Source organism: Haloarchaeobius baliensis (assembly GCF_052060055.1).
Classification (GTDB): domain Archaea; phylum Halobacteriota; class Halobacteria; order Halobacteriales; family Natrialbaceae; genus Haloarchaeobius; species Haloarchaeobius baliensis.
On sequence record NZ_JBPPFR010000003.1, the window covers coordinates 314,361 to 339,042 of the forward strand.

At 66.9% G+C, this 24,682-nt stretch carries 30 protein-coding genes; 15 read left to right on the forward strand and 15 right to left on the reverse strand.

The window, feature by feature from the left end; genetic code table 11:
- Positions 1-67 precede the first annotated feature (67 nt).
- The 4 genes from ACSG06_RS18280 to ACSG06_RS18295 form a co-directional block, all read right to left on the reverse strand.
- Entirely contained in the window at positions 68-496 is a 429-nt protein-coding gene (locus ACSG06_RS18280; protein WP_440991730.1) for a DUF7970 domain-containing protein, read from the reverse strand.
- On the reverse strand, positions 493-1,368 hold the full coding sequence (locus tag ACSG06_RS18285; RefSeq protein WP_440991731.1) for a ParA family protein: 876 nt from the start codon (positions 1,366-1,368) through the stop codon (positions 493-495). Before ACSG06_RS18285 ends, ACSG06_RS18280 begins: the two co-directional genes overlap by 4 nt.
- A 523-nt stretch (positions 1,369-1,891) precedes the next feature.
- A complete protein-coding gene (locus tag ACSG06_RS18290) occupies positions 1,892-2,764 on the reverse strand; it encodes an NmrA family NAD(P)-binding protein (protein WP_440991732.1) in 873 nt (290 codons plus the stop codon).
- On the reverse strand, positions 2,761-3,390 hold the full coding sequence (locus tag ACSG06_RS18295; RefSeq protein ID WP_440991733.1) for an NAD(P)-dependent oxidoreductase: 630 nt from the start codon (positions 3,388-3,390) through the stop codon (positions 2,761-2,763). Before ACSG06_RS18295 ends, ACSG06_RS18290 begins: the two co-directional genes overlap by 4 nt.
- A 208-nt stretch (positions 3,391-3,598) precedes the next feature.
- Here ACSG06_RS18295 and ACSG06_RS18300 point away from each other — a divergent pair, with 208 nt between their 5' ends.
- Positions 3,599-3,802 (forward strand): hypothetical protein, encoded by a 204-nt coding sequence (locus ACSG06_RS18300; RefSeq protein WP_440991734.1) that lies wholly within the window; start codon positions 3,599-3,601, stop codon positions 3,800-3,802.
- Positions 3,803-3,830: 28 nt separating this feature from the next.
- The gene (locus ACSG06_RS18305; RefSeq protein ID WP_440992105.1) at positions 3,831-4,592 is read left to right on the forward strand and encodes a geranylgeranylglyceryl/heptaprenylglyceryl phosphate synthase; all 762 of its coding nucleotides are present in this window, start codon (positions 3,831-3,833) and stop codon (positions 4,590-4,592) included.
- 5 nt (positions 4,593-4,597) lie between these two features.
- Here the strand turns inward: ACSG06_RS18305 and ACSG06_RS18310 are convergent, their stop codons facing one another.
- Positions 4,598-5,287: a YqjF family protein gene (locus ACSG06_RS18310; protein ID WP_440991735.1), complete on the reverse strand. Its 690-nt coding sequence runs from the start codon at positions 5,285-5,287 to the stop codon at positions 4,598-4,600.
- Between the two features lie 258 nt (positions 5,288-5,545).
- Between ACSG06_RS18310 and ACSG06_RS18315 the strand changes: the two genes are divergently transcribed.
- From ACSG06_RS18315 to ACSG06_RS18340, 6 genes are all read left to right on the forward strand, one after another.
- Complete coding sequence (locus tag ACSG06_RS18315) at positions 5,546-6,451, forward strand: extracellular solute-binding protein (protein ID WP_440991736.1); 906 nt, start codon at positions 5,546-5,548, stop codon at positions 6,449-6,451.
- Complete coding sequence (locus tag ACSG06_RS18320; RefSeq protein ID WP_440991737.1) at positions 6,435-7,232, forward strand: ABC transporter permease; 798 nt, start codon at positions 6,435-6,437, stop codon at positions 7,230-7,232. The genes ACSG06_RS18315 and ACSG06_RS18320 overlap by 17 nt, the downstream gene beginning before the upstream one ends.
- 2 nt (positions 7,233-7,234) lie before the next feature.
- Complete coding sequence (locus ACSG06_RS18325; RefSeq protein ID WP_440991738.1) at positions 7,235-8,338, forward strand: ABC transporter ATP-binding protein; 1,104 nt, start codon at positions 7,235-7,237, stop codon at positions 8,336-8,338.
- 121 nt (positions 8,339-8,459) lie between these two features.
- On the forward strand, positions 8,460-9,239 hold the full coding sequence (locus ACSG06_RS18330; RefSeq protein WP_440991739.1) for an Lrp/AsnC family transcriptional regulator: 780 nt from the start codon (positions 8,460-8,462) through the stop codon (positions 9,237-9,239).
- Positions 9,240-9,288: 49 nt separating this feature from the next.
- Positions 9,289-9,705, forward strand: a complete 417-nt coding sequence (locus ACSG06_RS18335) for a universal stress protein (protein ID WP_440991740.1) — start codon at positions 9,289-9,291, stop codon at positions 9,703-9,705.
- A complete protein-coding gene (locus ACSG06_RS18340) occupies positions 9,702-11,981 on the forward strand; it encodes an amino acid permease (RefSeq protein ID WP_440991741.1) in 2,280 nt (759 codons plus the stop codon). The genes ACSG06_RS18335 and ACSG06_RS18340 overlap by 4 nt, the downstream gene beginning before the upstream one ends.
- Position 11,982: 1 nt before the next feature.
- On the opposite strand, the gene ACSG06_RS18345 is transcribed toward ACSG06_RS18340, so the two are convergent.
- The 3 genes from ACSG06_RS18345 to ACSG06_RS18355 all read right to left on the reverse strand — a co-directional run bounded on the left by ACSG06_RS18345 (position 11,983) and on the right by ACSG06_RS18355 (position 13,437).
- Positions 11,983-12,387: a helix-turn-helix domain-containing protein gene (locus tag ACSG06_RS18345; RefSeq protein ID WP_440991742.1), complete on the reverse strand. Its 405-nt coding sequence runs from the start codon at positions 12,385-12,387 to the stop codon at positions 11,983-11,985.
- 79 nt (positions 12,388-12,466) lie between these two features.
- On the reverse strand, positions 12,467-12,946 hold the full coding sequence (locus ACSG06_RS18350) for a DUF6691 family protein (protein ID WP_440991743.1): 480 nt from the start codon (positions 12,944-12,946) through the stop codon (positions 12,467-12,469).
- Entirely contained in the window at positions 12,943-13,437 is a 495-nt protein-coding gene (locus tag ACSG06_RS18355) for a YeeE/YedE family protein (RefSeq protein WP_440991744.1), read from the reverse strand. The genes ACSG06_RS18350 and ACSG06_RS18355 overlap by 4 nt, the downstream gene beginning before the upstream one ends.
- Positions 13,438-13,758: 321 nt before the next feature.
- Here ACSG06_RS18355 and ACSG06_RS18360 point away from each other — a divergent pair, with 321 nt between their 5' ends.
- From ACSG06_RS18360 to ACSG06_RS18375, 4 genes are all read left to right on the forward strand, one after another.
- Entirely contained in the window at positions 13,759-14,001 is a 243-nt protein-coding gene (locus tag ACSG06_RS18360; protein ID WP_440991745.1) for a sulfurtransferase TusA family protein, read from the forward strand.
- A 2-nt stretch (positions 14,002-14,003) separates the two neighbouring features.
- On the forward strand, positions 14,004-14,588 hold the full coding sequence (locus tag ACSG06_RS18365; RefSeq protein ID WP_440991746.1) for a DsrE/DsrF/DrsH-like family protein: 585 nt from the start codon (positions 14,004-14,006) through the stop codon (positions 14,586-14,588).
- Positions 14,589-14,603: 15 nt separating this feature from the next.
- The gene (locus tag ACSG06_RS18370) at positions 14,604-15,320 is read left to right on the forward strand and encodes a DUF2270 domain-containing protein (RefSeq protein ID WP_440991747.1); all 717 of its coding nucleotides are present in this window, start codon (positions 14,604-14,606) and stop codon (positions 15,318-15,320) included.
- A 115-nt stretch (positions 15,321-15,435) separates the two neighbouring features.
- Positions 15,436-16,125, forward strand: coding sequence for a LiaF transmembrane domain-containing protein (locus ACSG06_RS18375; RefSeq protein WP_440991748.1), 690 nt, complete (start codon positions 15,436-15,438; stop codon positions 16,123-16,125).
- 39 nt (positions 16,126-16,164) lie between these two features.
- Here ACSG06_RS18375 and ACSG06_RS18380 read toward each other — a convergent pair whose 3' ends face one another.
- The 3 genes from ACSG06_RS18380 to ACSG06_RS18390 form a co-directional block, all read right to left on the reverse strand.
- Positions 16,165-16,932, reverse strand: a complete 768-nt coding sequence (locus ACSG06_RS18380; protein WP_440991749.1) for an SDR family NAD(P)-dependent oxidoreductase — start codon at positions 16,930-16,932, stop codon at positions 16,165-16,167.
- 93 nt (positions 16,933-17,025) lie between these two features.
- Positions 17,026-17,892, reverse strand: coding sequence for a universal stress protein (locus ACSG06_RS18385; protein ID WP_440991750.1), 867 nt, complete (start codon positions 17,890-17,892; stop codon positions 17,026-17,028).
- Between the two features lie 123 nt (positions 17,893-18,015).
- On the reverse strand, positions 18,016-19,017 hold the full coding sequence (locus ACSG06_RS18390) for a lysylphosphatidylglycerol synthase domain-containing protein (protein WP_440992106.1): 1,002 nt from the start codon (positions 19,015-19,017) through the stop codon (positions 18,016-18,018).
- A 116-nt stretch (positions 19,018-19,133) separates the two neighbouring features.
- Between ACSG06_RS18390 and ACSG06_RS18395 the strand changes: the two genes are divergently transcribed.
- Complete coding sequence (locus ACSG06_RS18395; protein ID WP_440991751.1) at positions 19,134-19,802, forward strand: helix-turn-helix domain-containing protein; 669 nt, start codon at positions 19,134-19,136, stop codon at positions 19,800-19,802.
- 65 nt (positions 19,803-19,867) lie between these two features.
- Here ACSG06_RS18395 and trxA read toward each other — a convergent pair whose 3' ends face one another.
- Positions 19,868-20,281 (reverse strand): thioredoxin, encoded by a 414-nt coding sequence (gene trxA / locus ACSG06_RS18400; RefSeq protein ID WP_440991752.1) that lies wholly within the window; start codon positions 20,279-20,281, stop codon positions 19,868-19,870.
- Between the two features lie 201 nt (positions 20,282-20,482).
- Between trxA and ACSG06_RS18405 the strand changes: the two genes are divergently transcribed.
- Positions 20,483-21,217, forward strand: a complete 735-nt coding sequence (locus ACSG06_RS18405) for a type 1 glutamine amidotransferase (protein WP_440991753.1) — start codon at positions 20,483-20,485, stop codon at positions 21,215-21,217.
- A gap of 1 nt (position 21,218) precedes the next feature.
- Here ACSG06_RS18405 and ACSG06_RS18410 read toward each other — a convergent pair whose 3' ends face one another.
- Positions 21,219-21,383 (reverse strand): hypothetical protein, encoded by a 165-nt coding sequence (locus tag ACSG06_RS18410; RefSeq protein WP_440991754.1) that lies wholly within the window; start codon positions 21,381-21,383, stop codon positions 21,219-21,221.
- 245 nt (positions 21,384-21,628) lie between these two features.
- Here ACSG06_RS18410 and ACSG06_RS18415 point away from each other — a divergent pair, with 245 nt between their 5' ends.
- Positions 21,629-22,486, forward strand: a complete 858-nt coding sequence (locus ACSG06_RS18415; protein ID WP_440991755.1) for a universal stress protein — start codon at positions 21,629-21,631, stop codon at positions 22,484-22,486.
- A 1-nt stretch (position 22,487) separates the two neighbouring features.
- Here the strand turns inward: ACSG06_RS18415 and ACSG06_RS18420 are convergent, their stop codons facing one another.
- Positions 22,488-23,315, reverse strand: coding sequence for a high-potential iron-sulfur protein (locus ACSG06_RS18420; protein ID WP_440991756.1), 828 nt, complete (start codon positions 23,313-23,315; stop codon positions 22,488-22,490).
- A gap of 172 nt (positions 23,316-23,487) precedes the next feature.
- Positions 23,488-24,681: an MBL fold metallo-hydrolase gene (locus tag ACSG06_RS18425; RefSeq protein WP_440991757.1), complete on the reverse strand. Its 1,194-nt coding sequence runs from the start codon at positions 24,679-24,681 to the stop codon at positions 23,488-23,490.
- Between the last annotated feature and the right edge of the window lies 1 nt (position 24,682).

Sequence of the window (24,682 nt, forward strand, 5' to 3'; positions counted from 1 at the left end):
GTCTGGCCCATCCCCCGGCCCGCACAGTCGGTATAGCGATATGTAGTTTACAAGGAGGGGCGAGCCATCAGTCGTCGAACGTCATCCCGTAGCCCCACTCCTCGAGTTCGCCCTCGACCTCGTCGAGGTGCTCGAGTCCGACCATCACGAGCGCCTCCCGGAGGTCGGTGAGCGAGACGTCTGCGTCGAACCGCTCCTCCAGCTCCCGCAGGGCGTCGCGCTCGGCGCTCTTCGTCTCCGGCTTGAGGAACAGCGGGACGCGGTCACGGCCGTCCTGCACGCCGTCGCGCCGGAACTTGTACGGGATGGACATCGACCGCCGACCCCCGCTCCGGCTACTGCTCGCGGTGGACCGGTCGGCGCTCCCGGTGCTGGTCGTCTCGGCGGAGCTGGTCTCCGTCGTCGTCTCCGTACTCGATTCCTCGGTGGAGCCCGAGTCAGTCACCGGGTCCTCGGCGAACGGGTCCTCGCCAGCACCCTCCTTCATGCCGGTCATGGCGCGAGCACCTCGTGCTCGATATCGCCCGGCTTGGGCGGGTTCGGCGCCTCGATACCGACCTCCTGCTCCAGGTGGCGGGCGATGCGGTCGAACTGCGCCAGCGTCTCCACCTCGTAGTCGCGCTGGCGGTCCCGGTGCTCGCGGATGTACCGGTACGCGGAGCACTGCTGCATCCAGCAGCCCTCCATCAGCGAGGCCCGCTCGCCGATGATCTCCGGGATCGGGTACTGGATCTCGTCGAGGATGGTGCGCTGGTCGCGCGTGTCCTTGAACCCGATGGGGATGGCCCCGAGGACGCCGACGTCGACCTCGAGCTGCTCCTCCAGCCCGGCGACGAGGGCCTCCAGACCCTCGACGGCTGCACGCCCCTTCGCGCTCGGCTCCACGGGGATGACGAGCGACCGCGTGGCGTGGATGGCGTTGTAGAGATGCGGCCCTTCGGTCGCAGGCGGGTCGCAGATGAGAACGTCGTACTTCTCGGGCACGCCGGCCTCGCGCAGGACCCGGAGCAGCTGGGCGTGCATGCCGAACGCCTCGCCCATCGCCTCCGCCTGGTCCTTCTCCCGCTGGAGGTACTCCGCGAGGTCCGAGAGCATGTTGTGTTCTGGGACGATGTCGACGCCCTCGACGGTCCTGACGAGGTCGTCGAAGTCGCCCTTCGGCCGTCGAATCATGTGCCGGACGACGTTGTCGACCGGTTCGGTCCGCTGGTCGTCGACGCCGAACAGGCGGGAGAGATCGCCGTCCTGGGGGTCGAGGGGCACGACGAGCGGCTTCAGCCCGGCCCGGGCGTGCGCCACGGCGAGGTTGGCGGCGGTCGTCGTCTTCCCGACGCCGCCGGCTTCGCTGTACGTCGAGTACGCTAACATGCTCGCACCATCACAGCCATTCATCTTGAATGTTCGTCAGACGCATTCGTGACTTCAGATGGTGAACAGGACAAATGAACATGAGAAGTGCACGAGTCCATCGAACACATCCTATGAACACATGTACTGAACGACCGCACTGAACACAACCGCATCCTGTGACCAGTTGAGGCATCCAGCTACTGTATTCACTTGCACAAACCCACCACAGCAAGTAACTGATGTAGCGAACTCGTTCAACGGACACACGTAATCCACGACAGTACCGAATACCACCCACCAAACCAACGAATGAACTACAGACAAGAACACAACCAAGACACACTAGCAACGAACATCAACCAAGAAAAGATACCTTGGACACCATTCATGCACCCACACCATGAACACCAGCAATGAACGCCAATAGAGAACAACAAGAATGAACGCACACAGTGAACACAACCAATGAACATCATCGATGAATGGCCTTACGGAAGGCGATTTCTGACTGATCTGGACGGCGTGTCAGGGGTGCTGAACGTCAGGACAACACGTCCCTGTAGTCACGGACGAACGTCGAGAACGACAATGGGTCACGACCGAGGAGAGTACGCACGTCCGCCGACACCCGGCCAGCGAACCCCAGCCGCGTGGTCGTGTAGATGCCCGCCATGACCAGCACCTTCCGAAGGTCGCCATCCTGCTGCGCGCGACGCCAACAGAACCGTACGAGAGAGGGCTCACGATACCGGACGTCGTGGTCGAGCTCCGCAGACAGTATCGCGGCGACCTCGTGGTAGGTCAGCGATTCGGGGCCCGTGATGTCGTACGCGCCCGTGCGCGACCGTTCCAGGAGGACCGCAGCGACGGCGGCCACGTCGCGTGCATCGACGAAGCTCGTCTCGCCACGCCCGGCGGGGACGAACAGTTCGCCGGCGCGAACCTCCGCAAGATGTTCGGTGAGGAGGTTCTGCATGAAGAAGGATGCACGGAGGAAGGCGGTGTCTACACCGCTGTCGGAGAGCCACGACTCGATCTTCGCGTGGGGGACGAGCGGGTTGCGGTCCGCGCCGATGACCGAGAGGAACACGACGTGCTCGACACCGGCACCGACAGCGGCGGCAAGGGCGGGGACCACGTCCCGGGCAACCCGCGAGATCGCCGGCGGCCTGACGAGGAACAGGGAGTCCACGTCAGCGAACGCCGCACGGTATGTGGCCGGGTCGGTGAAGTCGAACGCGACGACCTCGTCGACGGGGCCATCGTAGCCCGCCGGATCCCGAACCGCGGCGCGGACGATAGAGTCCCCGTGCTCGACGAGTTCGGTACAGACGTGACTCCCGACGGTGCCGGTCGCTCCGGTGACGAGGACTCGGTCCGGCCGCCCCTCGTCGTTCGCCCCTCCGTCGGTCATGACGGGCCCACCTTCGGGAGTTCGTGGATGTATAAACCGTCATCCACGATATCCAGTATGCAGGTTGCCACGTCGGCACGGGCGACACTCGCGAACCCGAGGTCGATGTCCCCGACACTGTACGAACCAGTCCCCCTCCCGTCCGTCAGTCTCGGGGCACGCAGGACCGTCCAGTCGAGGTCCGAGCGACGAACACGCGAGACGTGCGCTCTGGCGTCCTCGAGCACGGACCGTGCGAGCAACTTCAACATCGTCCCGACGACACGGCCACTGAGTGGGACGGACTCGCCCTCGGTCCTGACCCCGGCGCCGACCAGCGTCACCAGCCGGCTCACACCAGCGTCGGTCATGGCTGCGACGATGTTGTCGCCGGCGACCGTCAGGAGATCGTCCGGGCCGTCGGCGGTCTGGCCGAGCACGCTGACCACGGCATCGGCTCCGGTGACGGTCTCGCGAACACCCTCGCCGGAGTAGGCATCCCCGACGACGACCGTGAGCCGGTCGTGCTCGAAGGCGAGCTTCTCCGGGGAGCGGGTGTGAGCCACGACGGAATGCCCACGTTCCAGCGCCTGTTCACAGAGGGGGACACCGGTCCGACCAGTCGCCCCGAACACTGCCAGTTTCATACTCCCGATAGTGGGGGACGAAGCTTATACTTGCAACTTCGTAGTATAGAAGTATTGGGCAGCTCGTGGGGCAGAAGGAGCGTCGACCGGATTCGACGAGGAGAGCCAGTGCCGACAGCTGCAGACGGTGGCCGAATCAGGACCCGCTCGTCGTGTAGCCGGGGCTTCGTCCCGGGCCGAGACCGGTCTGGTGATACTCGGGGCACTGGTGGCAGGCCTCTGGCTTCGCATCCGCGGTATCGTCGGCAACGCTGCCGTCGGGTTCCTGGTCATCCTGCTCCCCGCACTCTTCGAACGCGACTACCGCTTCACGATGAACCCCGGCATCGTCGACCAGCTGGCGTATCTGCTGTCGAGACGGGACGTCGTGTGGCTGGAGGCGGTGTCTCCGGGCGTCGATTCGGTGGACTGAATACCGACTCTGATAAATGACGACTATCATGCCACTGGACTGGCGCGACATCTCCCACGTCACGAAGGTCGACCCGGCGGAGGAGCTGCCGCGGGACCTCGACATCCTCGGTGGGACCGACCTCGTCATCGTCGGCGGGTCCGACGGCGTCACACAGGAGAACTCCCTCGACGTGATCAGGCGCATCAAATCCCGGTTCCCGGAGCTGCCCGTGTTCCAGGAGCCCTACAGTTCGAGCCACGTCTCCACGGCGACCGTCGACGCGTCGGACTACCTCGCCGTCCCCGCGGTGTACAACGGGGACCGGGAGAACTTCGTCACGAAGCACGTCGAGTTCTTCACCGAGATCGGGACAAAACCGGAGGAAATCGTCGGGTCGGGGGTACCGGTCGTGGGGGAGCTCATCGCCTCGCGCGGCAGAGAGGCCGTCGCCGAGGTCTCCGAGAACGTGGTCGGTGAAGGCTACGTCATCCAGAACCTCGATTCGAAGGCGGCAGCCGTCTCGGGTGTCGAGCGGACGTACAGCCCGGACGAGGTCGCTGGCGCCGCGCTCGCGACGGAGTCGTTCTACGGATTCCCCATCTTCTACATCGAGTACTCGGGGACCTACGGTGGGACAGCCGACGTGGAGGCGGCCGCGCAGTATCTCGACGAGACGGTCCTGCTCTACGGTGGCGGCATCACGAGCCAGCGACAGACCGAGGAGATACTCGACGCCGGTGCGGACGCGGTGGTCGTCGGCGACTGCTTCCACGACGACCCCGAGCGGTTCCGTGACACGCTCCCCTGACCGGGTCAGTCCCACCGTCTGCAACGCGACGCCGTCACGTCCAGCCCGGGGCTGTAGAACCGGACCGGCTCGGTGTCGGGCCGTTCGAAGCCGTTCGCGGCGAACAGCGTGTTCGTCTCTTCCTCGACGCTCGCCGGATACAGCGTCCACGGTTCGTGGTCCACGTTCGTGTACATGAGAGAGCCGTCCGGCGCCTGCGTGTAGAAGCGGTAGCGTTCGACCATGAAGCGCGCGAGGGGGTCGTCGACCGAACGGAAGGCGTCGCCACTCGGCCAGTACGTCGCCTCGTACTGGGCCGGTCGCGCCCCGGGATGGAGCCGTCTGCTCAGGAACCGCACCTTGCCGTCCACGCCGTCCAGCGAGATGCGGGCGTAGTAGTACGGCAGGTGGTGGAACAGCCGGGCACCGGTCACGCCCAGGACGCCCTGGGCGTCGAGGCTGAAGAAGTAGACCCCCGGTTCGCCGTCACAGGTGACGTAGGTACGGAGGTTGAGTTCGGGGAGCGGCAGTCCCCACCCCTCCGGCACGCCCCGCGGGCGGACGTCGACGTTCGTGAAGGGGACGACGGAGAGCCAGGCGTCGCCGTCGAACGTATCGACGTCGACCCCGTCGGGGAGATGCGAGTCGACGAGGTCGGGCGCCACGGGATAGTTGTCGAAGAGGAGGTTCCGCCACCCCATCGCCAGTGGTAGCATGTGGGACACTGGGGACCGATGGTGGAAAACTCCTCGCCCGGTCGGGCGGAACACCCGGTCGTCGACAGGCCCTCCTCGCCAGTCCTCGACGCTTCTTCCGAGCCCGTCAGCAGTCCTGAATTCGTCCGCCCCTGGAACGCAGCGGGACACAGCGCCGAGAGTGGAACCGATATCCGGCGGACCATCACCCGACCCAGGTCGCCGCGAAACCCCCCGACGTGAGATACTTTTATTGGGCGACCTCCCCGAGGTGAGGCCATGACGACGGGAGGCACACCCCGGCGGCGGACGGTTCTGGCCGGGGTCGCGGGGGCGACGGCGGGTCTCGCGGGCTGCAGCGGTGTCTTCGGTGGCGGTCCGGCGGTGTCGGTGCTGGCGGCCGGGAGCCTGAACGACGCGCTGGAGAACGGCCTGGTCGAGCGCGTCGACGAGCGCGTCGAGGTCGAGGCCCACGGGTCGGCCCGGGTGGCCCGACTCGTCGCCGAGGGACAGAAGGACCCGGACATCGTCGCCGTCGCTGACGTCGCGCTCTTCGAGTCGACGCTCACCCCGCCCTGGTACGCCGAGTTCGCGACGAACTCGCTCGTGCTCGCCTACGACAGCACCAGCCCGGGCGGCCGTCGCGTCGCCGACGCGGGCGTGGACGGCTGGTGGCGGCCCCTGCTCGATGGTGGGGTCTCCCTCGGACGCACCGACCCGGATCTGGACCCGCTCGGCTACCGGACGCTGTTCGCGCTCGAGCTGGCGACCGACCACTACGACACCGCGGTGGACCTCAGAGCCGAGGTCCCGTCACCGGACCAGCGCTACCCCGAGACGCAGCTCGTCAGCCAGTTCGAGACCGGCGCCATCGACGCGGCGTTCACCTACCGGAGCATGGCGGTCGACCGCGACTACGAGTTCGTCGACCTCCCCCCGGCCATCGACCTCGGCGACCCGTCGCTGGCCGACCGGTACGCGTCGACGAGCTACGAGCTACCCGGCGGGACGGTCGTCACCGGGGCTCCGATCAGCTACGCGGCGACGCTGCGAAACGAGTCCGCTGCGACCATCGCCGTGTTCGAGGCACTGACCGACGACGGCTACCTGACCGAGTTCGGGTTCACCGTCCCCGAGACGTACCCCCGGTACACGGGACAGACACCGGATGGCGTCGCGAGCTGAGACGGCCCGCGGGCCGGACTGGCTCGCCGTCGCCACCGTCCTCGGGGTGCTGTTGCTCTGCTACTACCTCGTCCCGGTGCTCTCGCTGGTCGCGAGCCAGCCCCCTGGCGCCGTGCTCTCCCGACTCGACGACCCGGCCGTCGTCGGCGCCATGACGACCTCCGTCGCCGCCTCGACGGTGAGCACGGCCATCGGGGCCACGTTCGGGGTCCCCCTCGCGTACTGGCTGGCGCGGACCGACGGCCGACGCGAGACGGTACTGACCGCGCTCGTCGTCCTGCCGCTCGTCCTGCCCCCGGTCGTCAGCGGGATGGTGCTGCTGACGGTGGTCGGCCCGGAGACGCTGGTCGGCGAGGTCGCCGCGTCGGGCGGGTTCCCGCTCACGCGCTCGTTCGCGGGGGTGGTCCTCGCCCAGACGTTCGTCGCCTCCCCGTTCGTCGTCGTCACGGCGAAGGCGGCGTTCGAGGGGGTCGACGAACAGCTGGAGGCCGCGTCCCGGTCCCTCGGCAAGAGCCGGGCGACGACGGTGCGGCGGGTCACGCTCCCGATCGCCTGGCCGGGGGTGCTCGCCGGGGTCACGCTCGCGTTCGCCCGGGCGATGGGCGAGTTCGGCGCAACCATCATGCTGGCGTACTACCCCCGGACGATGCCCGTCCAGATCTGGGTCTCGTTCAGCACCGCCGGCCTGTCGTCGGCGTTCCCGGTCGCGGTCGTCCTGCTCGCGGTGGCTGTCGTCAGCCTCGTCGTCCTGAACGCACTCGGCACCAACCCACTGGAGTGACCATGCTCGAACTCACCTCGCTCGAGACACGCTACGGCGGTTTCACGTTCGGCCCGGTCGACCTGACCGTCGAGGACGAGGTGCTGGCGGTGCTCGGCCCGTCGGGGAGCGGGAAGACGACGCTGCTCTCGACGGTCGCGGGAATCGTCGACGCGGACGGCGGGACCGTCGCGCTCGACGGCCGCGACATCACCGATGCGCCAACGGAGGCCCGCGGAACGGGCGTCGTGTTCCAGGACGGCGCGCTGTTCCCGCACATGACCGCCCGCGAGAACGTCTCCTACGCAGCGACCGACCAGGGGCGCGTCACCGAACTGGCGTCGCTGCTCGAGATAGACGACGTGCTCGACCGCAGACCTGACGCCCTGTCCGGTGGTGAACGCCAGCGGGTGGCGCTGGCCCGGACGCTCGCCGCCGACCCGGATGCGCTGCTGCTCGACGAGCCGCTCTCGAGCCTCGACACGCCGATCCGACGACGGCTTCGGCTGGAGCTCCACGACCTGTTCGCCTCGCTGGACATCCCGGTCGTCTACGTCACCCACGACCAGCGCACGGCCAGCGCGCTCGGCGACCGGATCGCCGTGCTGAACGACGGCCGGGTCGAACAGGTCGGGCCGTCCGACGCGGTCCTCCAGCGACCAGCCACGCCGTTCGTCGCCCGCTTCACCGGCAGCGAGAACGTCCTCGAGGCGAGGGTGGTCGAACGGCAGTCCGGCAGGCTGCTGCTGGAGCTCGGCGCAGGCCAGCTCCGGGCGACGCTCGACGGGAGCGAGTCCGGCCCCGAGGTGGGTGAGACCGTCACCGTCAGCGTCCACCCCGCCCGCCTCGGACTCGCACGGCCGACGGCAGCCACGCCGGATGGTCCCGAGCGACTCCACGGAACGGTGGACAGACTGGTGAACGAGGGCGACCAGTTCCGCGTCATCGTCGAGACCGACAGCGAGAACCGCGACACCGGGAATCCCACCGGGTCGGAGACCGGAACCGTGACGCTGGTCGCGACCGTCGCGCCGCCGACGGTCGACCGGCTCGCCCTCGAGGTGGGAGACGCCGTCGCGGTGACCGTCTCATCGGCGGACGTCCACGTCATCGGTCGAGGACGATGACGACAGCCGCCTGCAGTCCACGTCACTTCCATATCCGTAATTCGTGCCTGCCTTAGCAAGCATTAAGTGAATCCCCGACGCGGTCTGCTTGTAGAACCGAAATCCGCAAGGAGCAACCGACATGCCACAGCAAGACACCGAGTACCGCCTCGACGACATCGACCGCCGGATCCTCTTCACACTGATGCGTGAGAGCCGCCACACGACGGCGGCGGCCATCGCCGAGACGGTCAACGTCTCCGGGGCGACGGTCAGGAACCGGATCTGCAACCTCGAGGAGGCGGGTATCATCAGCGGCTACACCGCACACATCGACTTCGAGCGAGCGGGCGGGAACCTCACCAACCTCTACCTCTGCAACGTGCCGGTCCCGGAACGCGAGGCACTCGCCCACCGGGCACGCGCCGTGCCGGGCGTCATCAACGTCAGGACCCTGATGACGGGGCGGGAGAACCTCCACGTCGTCGCCGTCGGCGAGACGACGAGCGACCTGCAGCGCGTGGCCCGGAAGCTCTCCCAGCTCGGCATCGAGATCGAGGACGAGGACCTCGTCGAGGACGAGTTCTTCAGTCCCTACGCTCCGTTCGACCCGGACGGCGACCGGGACGCCGGCGCCCCCGAGGACGTCATCAGCCTCACCGGCGAGGCGAACATCGTCCAGATCACCGTCGACGGGAGCGCCCCCATCGCCGGTCGGAGCCTCGAGGAGGCGAGCGGCGAGGGCATCCTGGACGCGGACACGCTGGTCATCGGCATCGAACGCGACGAGTCGGAGCTGACGCCCCACGGGGAGACGGTGGTCCAGCCGGACGACATCGTCACCGTCCTCTCCCGGAACCCGACCGACGAGCGCGCGCTGGAGACGTTCCGCGGCACCGGAACCGAGGCGGTCGACGGATGAACGGCCCGACGAGCAACGAGACGAACGCGATACGGACAGGACCGAATCAATGAGCAAGTCATTCACAGAATCAGTCGTCGTTCCAGTCGCCGACGAATCGGACGCACGGAAGACAGCACGAGCCCTCGAACCCTACGAGCTGGACCAGGTCACGGTCCTGCACGTGGTCGAGAAGGGCGAGGGGGTCCCTGACAAGACACCCGTCGAGCAGTCGGAGGAGGTCGCCCGGGAGGCCTTCGCGGCGTTCCGAGAGAGCTTCCCCGACGCCGACGACGCCGTGGCGTACCGACGAGACGTCGTCGATGGCATCATCGACGTCGCGACCGAGCTGGACGCGAGTGCCATCGTCTACCGGCCACGTGACCAGGGCCGTATCGTCCGGTTCCTCTCGGGAAGTCACTCGCTCAGGCTCGTCACCGAGTCGCCGATACCCGTCATCGCCGTCCCCGAGGAGGGCAGCGGATGACAGACGGCGACGAAGAGCTCGCGAAGGACCTCGGCCTGCTCTCCGCGCTGACCATCGGCGTCGGTACGATGATCGGAGCCGGTATCTTCGTCCTCCCGGGGCAGGCAGCTCAGGCAGCCGGACCAGCGGTCGCCATCTCGTTCGTCGTCGGGGGCGTCATCTCGCTGTTCACCGCGCTCTCGGCCTCCGAGCTGGGGACGGCGATGCCGAAGGCCGGCGGGAGCTACTACTACGTCAACCACGCGCTCGGCCCGCTGTTCGGCTCCATCGCCGGCTGGGGGAACTGGATGGGGCTCGCGTTCGCGAGCGCCTTCTACACCATCGGTTTCGGAGAGTACCTCAACACGCTCCTGGCGCTCCCGGAGGTCGCACTCGGCCCCATCGCGCTCTCCTCGTTCCAGATCGGGGCCCTCGTCGCCGGGACACTGTTCATCGTCATCAACTACGTCGGCGCCAAGGAGACCGGGAGCATCCAGATCGTCATCGTGACGCTGCTGGTCGGTATCCTCACCCTCTTCTCCGTCCTCGGCTTCCTCCAGGCCGACCTCTCGACGCTCCGGCCCATCTTCCCGCCCGACACCGGCGGTGCGACCGCCATCCTCCCCGCGACCGGGCTCATCTTCGTCTCGTTCCTCGGCTTCGCGAAGATCACAACCGTCGCCGAGGAGCTGAAGAACCCCGGCCGGAACCTCCCGCTGGCGGTCGTCGGCAGTGTCGCCATCGTGACCGTGATGTACGCCATCATCATGGTCGTCCTGATGGGCGTCATCAACTGGCGCCAGCTCGGTCCCGACTTCACGTCGACGCCGGTCCTCGACGTGGCTGATATCGCGTTCGGGGCCTACGGAGTCGCCGGAATCGGCGTCGGGCTGCTCACGTTCGCCGGCCTGCTCGCGACAGCCTCGAGCGCGAACGCGAGCATCCTCGCGTCCTCCCGGATCAACTTCGCCATGGGCCGTGACAAGCTCATCTCGAACAAGCTCAACGCCATCCATCCGAGCTTCGCGACGCCGTACCGGAGTATCGCGGTCACGGGCGGTCTCATCCTGGCGTTCATCGTCATCGGCGACGTGAAGGTGCTCGCGAAGGCAGGGAGTGTCCTGCACCTCATCGTCTACGGACTGCTCAACCTCGCGCTCATCGTGATGCGGGAGGCCGATACGCCGGAGTACGACCCCGAGTTCGAGGTTCCGCTGTACCCCGCCGTCCCGATCATCGGGGCGATCTCCTCCTTCGGGCTCATCTACTTCATGAACCTGGAGTACATCGCTGTCGCGGTACTGTTCGTCGTCGGCGGTATCGTCTGGTACCTCGTCTACGCCCGGAACAAGACCAACAAGCAGGGCATCCTCTCGACGTACATCCTGTCCCGCCCCGAGGAGATGCCTGATGCCGCCGTCTCGGCGGCGAACACCGTCCAGCCCGACACTGTCCAGGGGAGCGCGACCGACGACTACCGCGTGATGGTCCCGCTCGCGAACCCGAAGACCGAGAAGGACCTCATCACGCTCGCGAGCGCCGTCGCGAAGCAGAAGGGCGGCACCGTCGACGCGGTCCACATCGTCAAGGCGCCGGACCAGACCTCGCTCGAGTACGCGGCGGAGCACCCCGAGGTGTTCGAGGAGGACTACCACGACATCCTCGACGAGGCGAAACGCGACGCCGAGACGTTCGGCGTCGACGTCGAGACGCACACCATCCTCTCGCACACGCTGTTCGAGCAGATCTTCGACGCCGCGGAGACCCACGACGCGGACATGGTCGTCATGGGCTGGGACGACGACACGCACGGCTCCCCCGGCCGTGTCGAGAGTGCCGTCGACGAGCTGACCGAGAACCTGCCGTGTGACTTCCTCGTGCTGAAGGACCGCGGGTTCGATCCGTCGGAGATCCTCGTGCCGACGGCCGGTGGACCGGACTCCGACCTCTCCGCGGAGCTCGCCAAGCTCCTCAGGGCCGAGTACGGCTCGACCGTCAAGCTCCTGCACGTTGCCGAAGACGTGGACGCCGGCAGGGAGTTCCTGGAGTCGTGGGCCGAGAGTCACGGGCTCTCGGACGCGGAGCTCGTCGTCGAGAGTGGGGACGTCGAAACGGTGATCGAGGACGCGGCCGCCGAGAGCTCGATGCTCGTCCTCGGTGCCACCGAGAAAGGGCTGCTGTCGCGGCTGCTCCGTGGATCGCTCGTGCTGGACGTCGTCGACGACGTGCCGTGTTCGGTGCTGCTGGCCGAGCGCTCCCGCGAGAAGGGCTTCGTCGACAAACTGTTCGGCGAGTAGCTCAGCTCTCTACGGGCTCGGCCTGTGCCTCCCCGTCGGCGTACTTCTCGCTGAACTCGCCGATGAGGTTGCCCATCTTCGCGTACCAGTCGTTGAGCATCCGCTGCATCTCCTGTGCGATCTCATCGGCGTCGCGCGGCCGGTAGACGTGGTAGTACCCGCCCTGCTCGTAGTTGATCTGTTCCTTCTGGAGGAAGCCGGCCGAGAGCAGGCGCTGGACCGCACGGTAGGCGGTCGAGCGCTCCCGGTCGATCTCCTCGGCGATCTCGTCGACGGTGAGCGCGTCCGTCTCCTCGTTCAGCAGCTGGAAGATCTCCTTGTCGATACCCTTCAGGTCGTGGAAGCACTCCAGCAGTCCCTCGCAATACATGTCCTGCCGGAGCATCTCGCTCATCGAGTCAGCCATTTGATGTACATAGGGGTTGCCCACTCAAAAGTGTTTGCAAATTCGGCACAATACTGCCAGAGGCGTCGAATACAGGGCTTCAGTCCTGCGAGGAGGCGTGGTCTGCTCCCTGCTCGGCGCCCTCCGACGACCGCATGGATCGCCAGTAGCCCTGCGCGTACGCACCGAGGAACATGCCCCCGATGGCCCAGAGGATTGGGTAGTTCCCGACGCCGAAGCTCGCGTAGGCCGCGCCGGGACAGATACCGGAGAGCCCCCAGCCGACGCCGAAGATGGAGCCCCCGATCACGACGTTGCGGTCGAACGACTTCACGCGACGCTTGTACTCGTCGCCGGTGATGGGTGCGCGGTCGAGGAACGTCGTCGCCACGAAGAACGTGATGCCGGTGACGACCGCCGCGCCGCCCATCACGAACAGCAGCCCGAAGTCCTGGAACTGGAGGAAGTCCAGCACGACCTCCGGCCGGGCCATCCCGCTGATGGCGAGTCCGAGCCCGAAGACGATGCCGCCGAGGTAGATGGCGGGCAGGAACAGCGGGCTCCGCTCTGCGGTGCTCATGGGCTCACCCCCAGCGCCATCACGAGCTGTGCGGTCCCGATGGCGAACGCCATGAACGTCGCGACGTTCACGAGCGAGGTGTTCGACAGCGAGCCGACGCCGCAGACGCCGTGGCCGGAGGTACAGCCCTTCCCGAGGCGGGTACCCACGCCGACGAGGAAGCCGCCGCCGAGCAGCCGCCACCACTGCACCTCCGTGGTCCAGATACCCGGTTCGAGCACGAGCCCCCAGATCGCTGCGCCGCTGACGATGCCCGCGGTGAACACGAGCCGCCAGTCGCGCGACTGGACGTACTTGAACCGGTTGAACCGGTCGATGTCCGAGACGTACGAGAGCGTGGACTCGAGGAACGTGCTCGCCCCCGCGATGATACCGGTCGAGAGGTAGATTATCGATGCTCCGAGCCCGACGAGCAGGCCGCCGAGGGCGTACGGGAGTATCCCGCGCGGGAACAGGTCACCCAGGACGAGCAACGGTGCGAGCTCGGTCATCTCGCGGTGACACCTCCCCGGTCGTCTCCGGTGTCGGTTCGCCGGACGATGCTACCGCCGATGTCCGGTCCGTGGTCGCCGGCCGTCGAGCGGCCGGTGTACCGTCCGTCTGTCATTGTCGATTCCATCTACAGCGGTCGCACAGATAAGACTTTGCATAGTAATTCTACGGGCGCACAATACCGGATAGACAGACCGGCATCGAAAACGTTCGTCTGACTGGTTACGTACGCGTAACCGAGAGTAGTCGTGTTCGGAATACGAACGGCTACCGACACGCTTTTTAGTGACCCACCAGTATTGGGTGGTGAAGCCAATACCATGACGGAGTACGAATCCACCGAGACGCTCGACGTGAAAGGACAGAACTGCCCGATGCCGGTCGTCAAGACCAAGCAGAGCATCGATAGCCTCGCCGCCGGCGAGGTGCTCGAGGTGCTTTCGACCGACTCCGGGAGCATGAGCGACCTCGCGGGCTGGGCCGACTCCACGCCAGGCGTGGAGCTCGTCGGCCAGGTCGAAGGCGACGGTCTCTACACGCACTACGTCCGCAAGACCGAGTGATCATGTCGACCGACACACCAAACACCGCAGAACCCGACGGCGACGTGCCGTCACGTGCAGAACTGGCCGCCCAGGTCGAGGAGCTGCAGGACCGGCTGGCCGACGTCGAGGCCGACGCAGGCGACGAGAACCCGAAGATGTCCATCATCGCGACGAAGGGCACCCTCGACATGGCGTATCCGCCGCTCATCCTCGCGAGCACGGCCGCCGCGTTCGGCTACGAGGTCACCGTGTTCCACACGTTCTGGGGCCTCGACATCCTGCACAAGGAGAAGTCCAAGAAGCTCAAGCTGAGCTCTGTCGGCAACCCCAGCATGCCCGTGCCGAACGTCATCGGCGCGCTCCCGGGCATGGACCGCATGACCACGAAGATGATGGAGAAGCAGATCGCGGACAACGACACCGCGACCATCCAGGAGCTCATCGACACCTCGCTGGACATGGGTGTCGAGTTCCAGGCCTGCCAGATGACCATCGACCTGATGGACTACGACGAGGACGACTTCTTCGACGGCGTCACCACCGGCGTCGGCGCAGCGACGGCCATCCAGGACATGGCCGAGGCGGACATCCAGCTCCTGGTCTGACCGACCAGTTCCTTCATGACACAGGAATCCACCGACGAGCGGGAGCAGCAGGCCGATAGCGACGGGCAGGGCCGCGCCGACCCACTGGTCGGCGAGGGTCTGCTCGACGAGGAGATGGGTCCGAGCTCGTCGATGGCCCACCTCTACCGTGGCGAGATACACCGGATGAAGTTCTGGCGGGAGCGGCTGGACCGGACCACGAACTGGGCCGTCGTCGTCATCTCGGCGCTGCTGACGTGGTCCTTCTCCTCCTCGGACACCCCGCACTACGTCATCCTCATCGGCATCGCGACCCTGACGGTGTTCCTCGTCGTCGAGGCGCGCCGCTACCGGGGGTACGACATCTGGCGGACCAGGGTCCGCTCGCTCCAGCAGAACGTGTTCGCGAAGGGGCTCGACCCGGATATCGAGCTCACCAACCCGGACTGGCGGACGGAGCTGGCGGCGGACTACCGCCAGCCGACGCTGAAGATCACGGCCGAGGAGGCCATCGCCCACCGGTTGCGACGCATCTACCTGCCGCTGTTCGGGCTCCTGCTCGTCGCCTGGGTGGTCCGGATCACGGCGTTCGCGACGGACTCCTGGCTCGCGACGGCCCAGGTCGGCGCGATCCCCGGGTGGGGCGTCGTACTGTCCGTGGCCACGTTCTACACGGCCGCGCTGGTCGTCGCCTTCCGACCGCGGACCTGGCACGCGAGGGGCGAACTCAGGTCCGAGGACCTCCGGAAGTGACCCGTCCGGCCAGTTCGTCGTATCGGACTGTCACACGGGTTCGCGGCCTCGCGGGGTTCTCAAACGCCGGGACCGATAGTACCTCTTTATATTATCACTATACGTATGTTAATCCATGAGCACTACTTCGTCCCGTAGATTCCCGTCCATCCAGGTACTGTTCGGCGCACTCGTCGTCGTCCTCGGAGCGTTGCTGCTGCTCGACACGACGGGCGTGTTCCCGACGACCGACCTGCTGCTGTACGCGCCGTCGCTGTTCGTCCTCGTCGGCCTCTGGGCGCTGTTCCAGAGCCGGCTCCGGAACATCGTCGGCCCGGTCGTCCTCGTCACCATCGGGGCGGCCTGGCAGGCCGTCGCGCTCGACGTCGCGACCGTCGACGACGTCATCGTGTTCTGGCCGATACTCGTCATCGCGTTCGGTCTCTCGGTGGTCCTCGGGACCTACCGTTCACGGTCGGTCGAGATCGACGACGCCTACACGTCGATGTTCGCGGCCTTCGGTGGCGTCGAGCGACGGAACACCTCGAAGGCGTTCACCGGGGCCGACCTGACCGCCATCTTCGGCGGCGCCGAGATCGACCTCCGCGACGCAGAGATCACCGACCGCCCGGCCCGCATCAACGCCGTGGCGCTGTTCGGTGCCGCCGAGGTCATCGTCCCGCGCGACTGGAACGTCCAGATGGACGTCCTGCCCGTCCTCGGTGCGGCGGAGGACTCGCGCCGCCGGTACGAGACCGTCAACGACGACGTCGACCTCGTCGTCGGCGGCTTCACCGCCTTCGGTGGCATCGAGGTCAAGGACTGAACCGTCGCGAAACCTGTATTCTCTGGGCTCCTCGACGAGCTACCGCCAGCTCGTCCAGCCGCCGTCGACGACGAGCGACTCGCCCGTGACGTAGCTCGCGAGGTCGCTCGCCAGGAACGTCGCCGCGCCGCCGATCTCCTCGGGCTGGCCGTACCGCCCGAGCGGGACCTGCTGGGCGAACGCGGCGGCCTCCTCCTCGCTGGTCTCCCGGTCGCCGCCGATCATCGTCTCGATGCCGCCCGGGTGGATGGCGTTGACACGGATATCGTGGTCGGCGAGCTTGTGGGCGAGCGAGTACGTCAGCATCGTGAGCCCGCCCTTCGATGCGGAGTACGTCGGCCAGTTGCCGTTGCCGAACAGGCCGGCGATGCTCGAGATGTTGATGATGCTGCCGCCGTCGCCCTCGGCCATCCGTTCGGCCGCGACCTGCGAGCCGAAGAACGCGCCGTAGAGGTTGATGTCCATCAGCCAGCGGTAGTCCTCCTCGCTGACGTCGAAGAAGTCCTCGGCCCGCCAGACGCCCGCGTTGTTCACCATGATCGTGACGCCACCGAACTCGTCGGCCGCGTCCATCGCAGCCGACAGGTCGTCGCGGTCGGTCACGTCGCAGTGGACGAACGCGGCGTCGGCGTCGGTCTCGGTCTCTATCTTCTCGTGGGTCGGTATCCCCTCCTCCTTCGGGTCCTCGCGGACGTCAGCGACGACCACGGCCTTCGCCCCGTGTTCGGCGAACGCGAGTGCGATACCGCGTCCGATACCTGAACTCCCGCCGGTGATGACCGCGATCTCGTCATCGAGCAGTGACATCTATGAACACCGTTCGTCGTTCGACGGGAGAGACAATAAAACGAGACGACAGTTACGCCACGGCGGGAAGCGCCTGCGGACAACGGACACCCGTCACTCCGCGTCGGTGTCCGCGGACCGAACCGTCAACACCGGAACGGGCGAGGTGCGAACGATCTTCTCGGTGACGCTGCCGAGCAGGTAGCGCTCCAGCCCCGTGCGACCGTGAGTTCCCATCACGACCAGGTCGACGTCGTTGTCGGCGATGTACCGTCGGAGCTTCTTGTACGGTCGTCCGAAGCCGACGGCGGTCTCGACGCCTGCGACCGAGTCACCCGCTCGGCTGGCGATGCTGTCGACGGCCTCCTGTGCGGCGTCCTCCAGCGAGTCGGTCATGAGCTGGGAGCGGACGTCGACGCCCATGGAGAACGCGTCCACGACCGAGACGACGTGCACCTGCGCGCCGTAGCGGCCAGCGACGTCGAGCCCCACGTCTGCAGCGGCCGTGGCGGCATCGCTCCCGTCCGTCGGGACGAGCACCGATTCGAAGGGGTAGTGCACCGAGCCGTCGTCCGAGTCCCGGACGGTCAGCACGGGCACGTCGGAGCGTCGGAGTATCTTCTCGGTCACGCTCCCGAGCAGGTAGCGCTCGACGCCGGTCCGACCGTGGGTGCCCATCACGACGAGATCGATGTCGTTCTCACCGGCGTACTCGAGGATGACGCGGTAGGGGACCCCCGTTCGCACGGCTCGTTCGACGTCGAGGGACTGCGCCGACACCTCCTCGGTGACCTCGTCGACGACCGATTCGGCGCGGGAACCGCTCCGCTCCTGCTGTGGCGCGTTCTCCGCGAGGCGCGAATCGAGCACGTTCAGCACGTGGACGGTGGCGTCGTAGCGGCTCGCCACGTCCTCCGCGTAGCCCACCGCAGCGGTCGCACAGTCGCTCCCGTCGGTCGGCACCAGGATGTCGTCGAACATAGACGGAACCTACGTCGGCACGGGCCAAGAATGTCGGGGCGGGTACCGTGGTGCGGTCGTCGGTGGGCGGTCGACCGTGCGGGCCCGTCGAACGGCCCATCCCGGGTGTTCGTCGGTGGGGGCTCAGGGCCGCCAGCCACGCAGGAACCCCGTCGAGACCCCGCCAATCGCCAGCGCGGAGCCGATGCTGAACGTCCGCACGGCGAACACGGCGGCGGCCGCGTCGGCCTGCGAGGCGACCGTGAGCAGTCCAAGGACGACACCGAGCAGCACGTCGTAGGCACCCAGACTCGCCGGCACGGGGACGACGCTGGCGGCCTGTGGGAGCGGGATGACAGCGACGATGGGGAGGAGTGCGACCGGCGTTCCGATGCCTCCCAGCGCCACCCAGAGGGCGCCAGCAGTGAGCAGCTGTTCGACGATGCCACCGACCGCGATGAGGGCGACCAGCCCCGGGGCGTCCCGGAACTGCCCGGCACGCATCCAGAACCGGTCGACAGCTGCGGTGACGTCCTCGCGGCCGTACGGTTCCGCCCGATAGAGCGAAGAGAGCAGCCTGACCGGGGGAGTCAGGAGGACGACGAGACCACCGCTCAACCAGCGGTTGGTCACCACCAGCAGGAGACCGACGACGAAGAGGACCACGACCGCCCCACCGAGCGTGTAGACGAGGAACGATGGGGTCAGTCCGAGCAGGACCAGGACGACGACGAGGACCGTGGAGACGAGCAGCTGCGCTCCCGACTTGACGTACTTGGCGACGCCCCTGACACCCAGCGCCTCGCTGTAGCTCGTCTCGGTCTCGACGGCGAAGAACCGGGCCATGATGGGCTCAGAGGTCACCGGGCCGGCGGGGCTGAGCGTGTCGAAGAAGTCCCCGGCGAACGCGAACTGCACGCTCTTTCTCGGCGAGAGTCCACCGTTGAGCGGGCGAAGCGAGGCCCAGACACCGATGCCGTCCGCCGCACCCTCGGCGAGCACCAGCGCGAGCACCAGGACCGCAAAGAGCGGCGCGATCGTCGTGGCCCGGCCGAGGACGGTGCCGACGCCGACGACCCAGAGATACGCGGCTATCGCTATCGCGCCGAGCGTCACACCGACGAGGAACCGCACGGCGGGGCGCACACCACCGTCTCTGATGGGCATCTAGTTAAACCCGCCGTCACCGGGAGGGCTCCGGACACTCACCGGGAGGTCTCCGGACACTGGATTTATCGGGGTGCGCTCCCGCCCTCATGCACATGGAGTCTGGAGACCGCCCCGCAGGGGGCGAGCGCCGGTTGATCCGGGCCCGGTTCCGGATGACGCTCCCGCCGGAGATGTGGATCAGCGAGGTCTCGCGGGCGAACCCGGGAGCCACCTACCGGCTGCTGACCGGTGCCGCCGTCGAGGGCCGCTCGCTCGAACTCGGCGAGGTGCTGGCCGACGACGCCCGACGTGCCGCCGAGGCCGTCCGCGACCACCCGGACGTGGTCGCGTTCGACCTGCTGTTCGTCGACGAGGGCCGGGCGCTCTCGCGGTACGAGTCGACGGAGCGCCGCCTCTACGAGTTCCTCGGCGAGTCGTCGCTCCCACCGCTGTTCCCGGTCGTGGTCGAGGACGGTCGGATGACGTTCGACGTCGCGGCCACGCAGGCGCAGTTCGACGCCATCGGGGCCACCCTCGACGAGCGGGAGTTCCAGTACGAGCTCCTCACGGTGGTCCACTCCGACGCGTCGGACGACGTCCTCACGGAGCGCCAGCGGGAGTGCCTGCGGACGGCCCGGGCGGCCGGCTACTTCGAGGTTCCACGGCGGTGTACGCTCGCGGACGTGGCCGACCAACTGGACGTCGACAAGTCGACCGCCAGCGTCACGCTTAGGCGGGCGACGGAACGGGTGCTCGACCAGTTCCTCGTGGGACCGGAGTGACGACGGCCGGCCAGAAGGGGCCGTCGCTCGACGAAGAGACGGTCCCCCGCAGGGAGAACGAGAGTCTAGCTGTACTGCTCGATGAGACCGCGGAGCGTCCCCTCGTCCTCGAACCCGACCATCTGCTTGACGGGTTCGCCGTCGGCGAACAGCACCATCGTCGGGACGCCCTGCACGCCGAACTGGGCGGCGAGCTGCTGGTTCGCGTCGACGTCGACCTTCGCGACGACCGCGTCCGTGCTCTCGGCGATGGACTCGACGACGGGCTCCAGCATCTGGCACGGGCCACACCAGTCGGCGTAGAAGTCGACGAGGACGACGTCGTAGTCGCCGATGGTCGACGTGAGCTCGTCGGTGCCGTTCACGTGCACCGGTTCCGCGGGGACGTCGCCGGCGTCGGCTGTCTCCGCCTCGGTCTGGTTCTGGAGTTCGTTCTTCTTCTGCTCGCGGATGTCCTCGATGGTACTATCTCCACTCATCACCAGTTCGTTGACGCTACTCGAACTTAGGTGTTGTGCTCTTTCTGCACAATACAATGTTCCCAGGGAACCGCGATCTTTCGCCAGACGCCCCAAATAGGAGCATCTTGCCGGGTTCTGGGAGTCGTTCGAGAGATGAGCACAGAGATTGTAGTGGTTGGAGTACGAAATACTATGCCACCGCGGCACGTACTGTTCGGTATGACCCGATACATCGCAGTGCTCGACGCGTCCCTCGGCGACACGCCGGCGGAACGGAACCTGCGACGTGAACTGGAGGCCGTCGCGGACGACGTGGTCGTCGACGTCTACAAGCTGCCGGCCTCGGCGCTTCCACCCACCGTCTCCAGCCCGGAGTGGAACTACGACGGTGTCGTCGTCAGCGGCTCCCAGACCTCCGTCTACGAGGACCGGGACTGGATACACGAGGCCACGACGTGGCTCCGTCACGTCCACGAGGCTGGTGTCCCGCTCCTCGGGATCTGCTGGGGCCACCAGTTCATCGCCCAGGCGCTGGGTGGACGGGTGGTCGACATGGGCGAGTACGAACTCGGCTACCGGGATATCACGCGGGTCGGGACGGACCCCCTGTTCGACGGCATCCCGACGGAGTTCGTCAGTTTCGAGACGCACTCGGACCGGGTGGCAGAGCTCCCGCCGGGGGCGAGCGTCCTCGCTCGCAACGACTACGGCATCCAGGCGTACAGGGTGGGCAGCGCCTACGGTGTCCAGTTCCACCCGGAGTACGACCGGCAGACCGCGGTCTGGGTCACGGAGGGGAAGGACCTCCCGGACGAGCGCATCCAGCAGGTCCTCGACGGCATCACCGACGAATCGGTTGCGGCGGCGGAGCCGGCGAAGCTCGTCTTCGAGAACTTCCTCGGCCTCGTCGAGACGCACCAGCGCGTCGTGGCATCGGCCTCGCGTCGGTACTGACCTACTCCTCGGTCCGGCCGATGGCCTCGTCCCACGACTCCGCACCGAAGAACTCCTGGAGCGCCATCAGGACGCCGACGTAGGTCCCGAAGGCGACGAGGACGATCGGGACGACGAGCGCGATGACCAGCGCGGCCAGCCCGGACCCACCGAGCACCTGTATCATCGCGACCTCCGTCCACCGCGGTCGACTGCATCCACGTGACGGTCCATATCCACACACATCGGATCACCCCCAATCAATCTTGTGATTCCCATTCAATACCCATCGGAGAAATCCAGGAGACGAACGAAGATTTCGCATTACGATAGGGGCCTCATCGAGACCCGAACGAATCTCCCGTATCCTGGTCGCTGCAAGAATCACAATCTTGCACAATACTGATTAGCTCGGTCCGCGTAGAATCACCTATGCGCGCAGTACTCGCGACCGACCTGTCCGACGCCATCGAGACAGCCATCAGCTCACGGACCTGTCTGGAGTGCCTGGAACGGTACGGCATCGACCAGATAGACCTGGTCACCGTCACCAGCCCGAACGTCACCTCGGGGATGCCGGGCAGCGACATCGGAGCCCGCACCAAGCGCGGCCTGGAACGCCAGCGCCAGCTGCTGGAGGAGGAGGGGTTCGACGTCCGAACCCACGTGATGCGGGGGACGCCACACCGCCGCATCAACGGGCTGGCCGACCGCGTTCACGCCGACCTGGTGATCGTCGGGTCCCGTGGCCAGAGCCCGCTGGAACAGCGTTTCATCGGCGGGACCGCGAAGAACGTCGCCCGCACCGCCAGCCGACCGCTGCTGGTCCAGCGCATCCTCGAACACGGGGAGGAGGACCACGAGGTCGCCGCCGAACACCTCTTCCAGCGCATCCTCTACGCGACCGACTTCTCTGAGAACGCAGAGAGAGCGTTCGACCAGTTCAGGAACCTCAAGCACGCTGCGAAGGAGGTGACCCTGCTGCACGTCGCGCCGCCCGAACGGCGGTCCGGGACCGACCCCGATGCCGTCGCCGATGCCCAGGCTCGACTCGACGAACTCGCAGCCGAACTGGAGGAGCTGGGGATCGAGACCCGGACCGTCGTCCGTGAGGGCGCCGCCGTCGAGGAGATACTCGCCGCCGAGACGGAGTTCGAGCCGACGACCATCCTGATGGGCTCGCGTGGTCGCAGCCGGATGCGGCGCCTGCTCCTGGGCAGCGTCTCCGAGGACGTCACCGCGAGGGCGCACTGCAACGTCCTGCTCGTGCCGCCGGCCGGCGCGCGCTGAGTCAGAGCTCTTCGCTGATGTGTTCCCAGATGGCACACCAGTCCTCCGCCGCGACGTAGCCCTCCACCTTCGCACAGGCTCCCCAGCCGTCGCCGTTCTGGTCGGGGATGAACTCCGCACAGTTGCCACACGACTGTCCCGGCTGGCCGATGCCGTCGGCGATGGCGTCGACGGACTCCATCAGCTGCACCGCCTCCTGCGTCTGGAGGTCGTTCGGGTCGCGCTCCTCGTCACCCTGTGAGCTGGCGGTCCGGTACTGCTCCGGAACCTGCGCGGTCGGGAGTTCCGCCGCCGAGAGCCCTTCGGGGACACTCGGTTCCGGGAGTTCCTCCCAGACGGTACACCAGTCCGCGCCGTCGATGTAGCCCTCGACGGTGACACAGGCACCGAACGCGTCCCCGTTGCGGTCGTGGATGTACTCGTGACAGTTCGCACAGCACCGCCCCGGCTGGTGGGCGTTGTTCTCCAGGGCCTCCTCGTACTCCGAGAACTGGACGGCCGCCTTCGAGAACAGCTCCTCGCTCCCCCGCTGCTCGCCGCCGATGGACCGCGCGGAGAGGTAGACGTCCGGGACGGGTCCGTTCTCGAACTGCTCCCGCGAGACGCCCTCCGGCAGCTCCTCTTCCTCGTCGTCCTCGCCGTCTTCCGCTCCGTCGTCTTCGTCCGCCCGCGTGGTCGTCTCGGCGACGGTCGTCCCGCCCGTGTCGGCCTCGTCACCACCGAGACAGCCACTCAGCGCACCGATCCCAACTGTTGCGACGAGATAGTGTCGCCGACTCCAAAGTTCGTACCCGGAACCGCCGTCCGACCGTGATCGTCGGCCCTCCATGCGTACAGGTCGGCTAGTATCACATAAAATTATGAACTACTGATAGCTGGAAACTCGTGGTTACCCGAATGCGACTGCAGCTGCTACCGTACGTGCGACGGAAGAATGTGGGAGGTGTCCGAAGGATGTGGGAATCAGTTCACCCGGCGAACCGGACTCGTGGACCTGTCGATCAGTCGCCGGTGAGGGCGTCCTGACTGGCTGCGCAGTTGTTCGGGCCGAGTTCGAGCTCGAAGGCCTCGTCGTCGTCCGCGGTCTGCTGGCCGAGGTTCGTCGCGATGATGTCCTCGTAGTTGGCGGGACGCGGCGGCATGTCCGCGAGGACAGTCTCGACGAAGTCGTCCTCGTCCATCGTCAGTGCGTCCATCTCCTCGCGGAGCTGGCCGATGGGTGCCGTGTAGGTTCCGTCCTCGGCGGGCGCTGCGGCGTCACTGAAGTGAGCGCCACCGACGAGCACGTCGTCGTCCTGCGTCAGCACCTTCGTCTGCAGCGATTCGTAGAGCTGGCGCGCGGCGTCGGGTGCGCCCTCGTCGCCCTCCTCGAGGTCCGGGCGGGCGACGCTCTCGATGAACAGGCCGTCGCCGGTGGCGAGCAGACTGTCGCCGAGCAGGTACGAGGTCATCCCGCTCGTGTGGCCGGGCGTGTAGACGGTCTCGACGGTCGCGTCGCCGACGGCGAACTCGTCGCCGTCATCGGCGGAGACGAGCTCGTCGATGTAGGTGACGTCGCGCTGACGGGCAGCCTCGGGGATCACGCCGGTGACGCCCTCGTCGTCGAGCGCGCGGACACCGGAGATGTGGTCGGCGTGGATGTGCGTGTCGAACGCGTAGGTCAGCTCGGCACCGAGCTCCTCGGCGTCGTCGAGATAGCGGTCGGTGAATGCCCGGAGGGGGTCGACGACAGCGGCCTCGCCGTCGGAGACCAGCAGGTAGCCCAGACAGCCACTGGAGGGTCGCTGGTACTGGTAGAGCGTTCCGGGACCGTCGTAGCGCGAGACCTCGACGCGCTCGTAGATGCGGGCCCAGCCGTTCATCCCCTCGTCCAGGTGGACGACGTCACGGCCGTTCTCCGCGAGCTTGCCCGCGACGAACGCGCTGGCGCCACCCTTCGCGCAGAGGACGACGAGTGGCTCGCCCTCGGGGACCTGCTCGAGGATGTCCGCCTCGACCTCGTCCTCGAGGAAGTGGAAGTACGGGACGTTGGCGATCTCGACGTTCTCGCCGTCGATGTGCCACTCGTCGAAGTCGCCGTTCATGCGGGCGTCGAGGATGGTGACAGCCTCGCCGGCGTCGATCTGTGCCTTCAGTTCGCTCGGTTCGATCTCGTCGACCTCGACAGCGGGTGTCGGGAAGTCGTCTGCATCCATG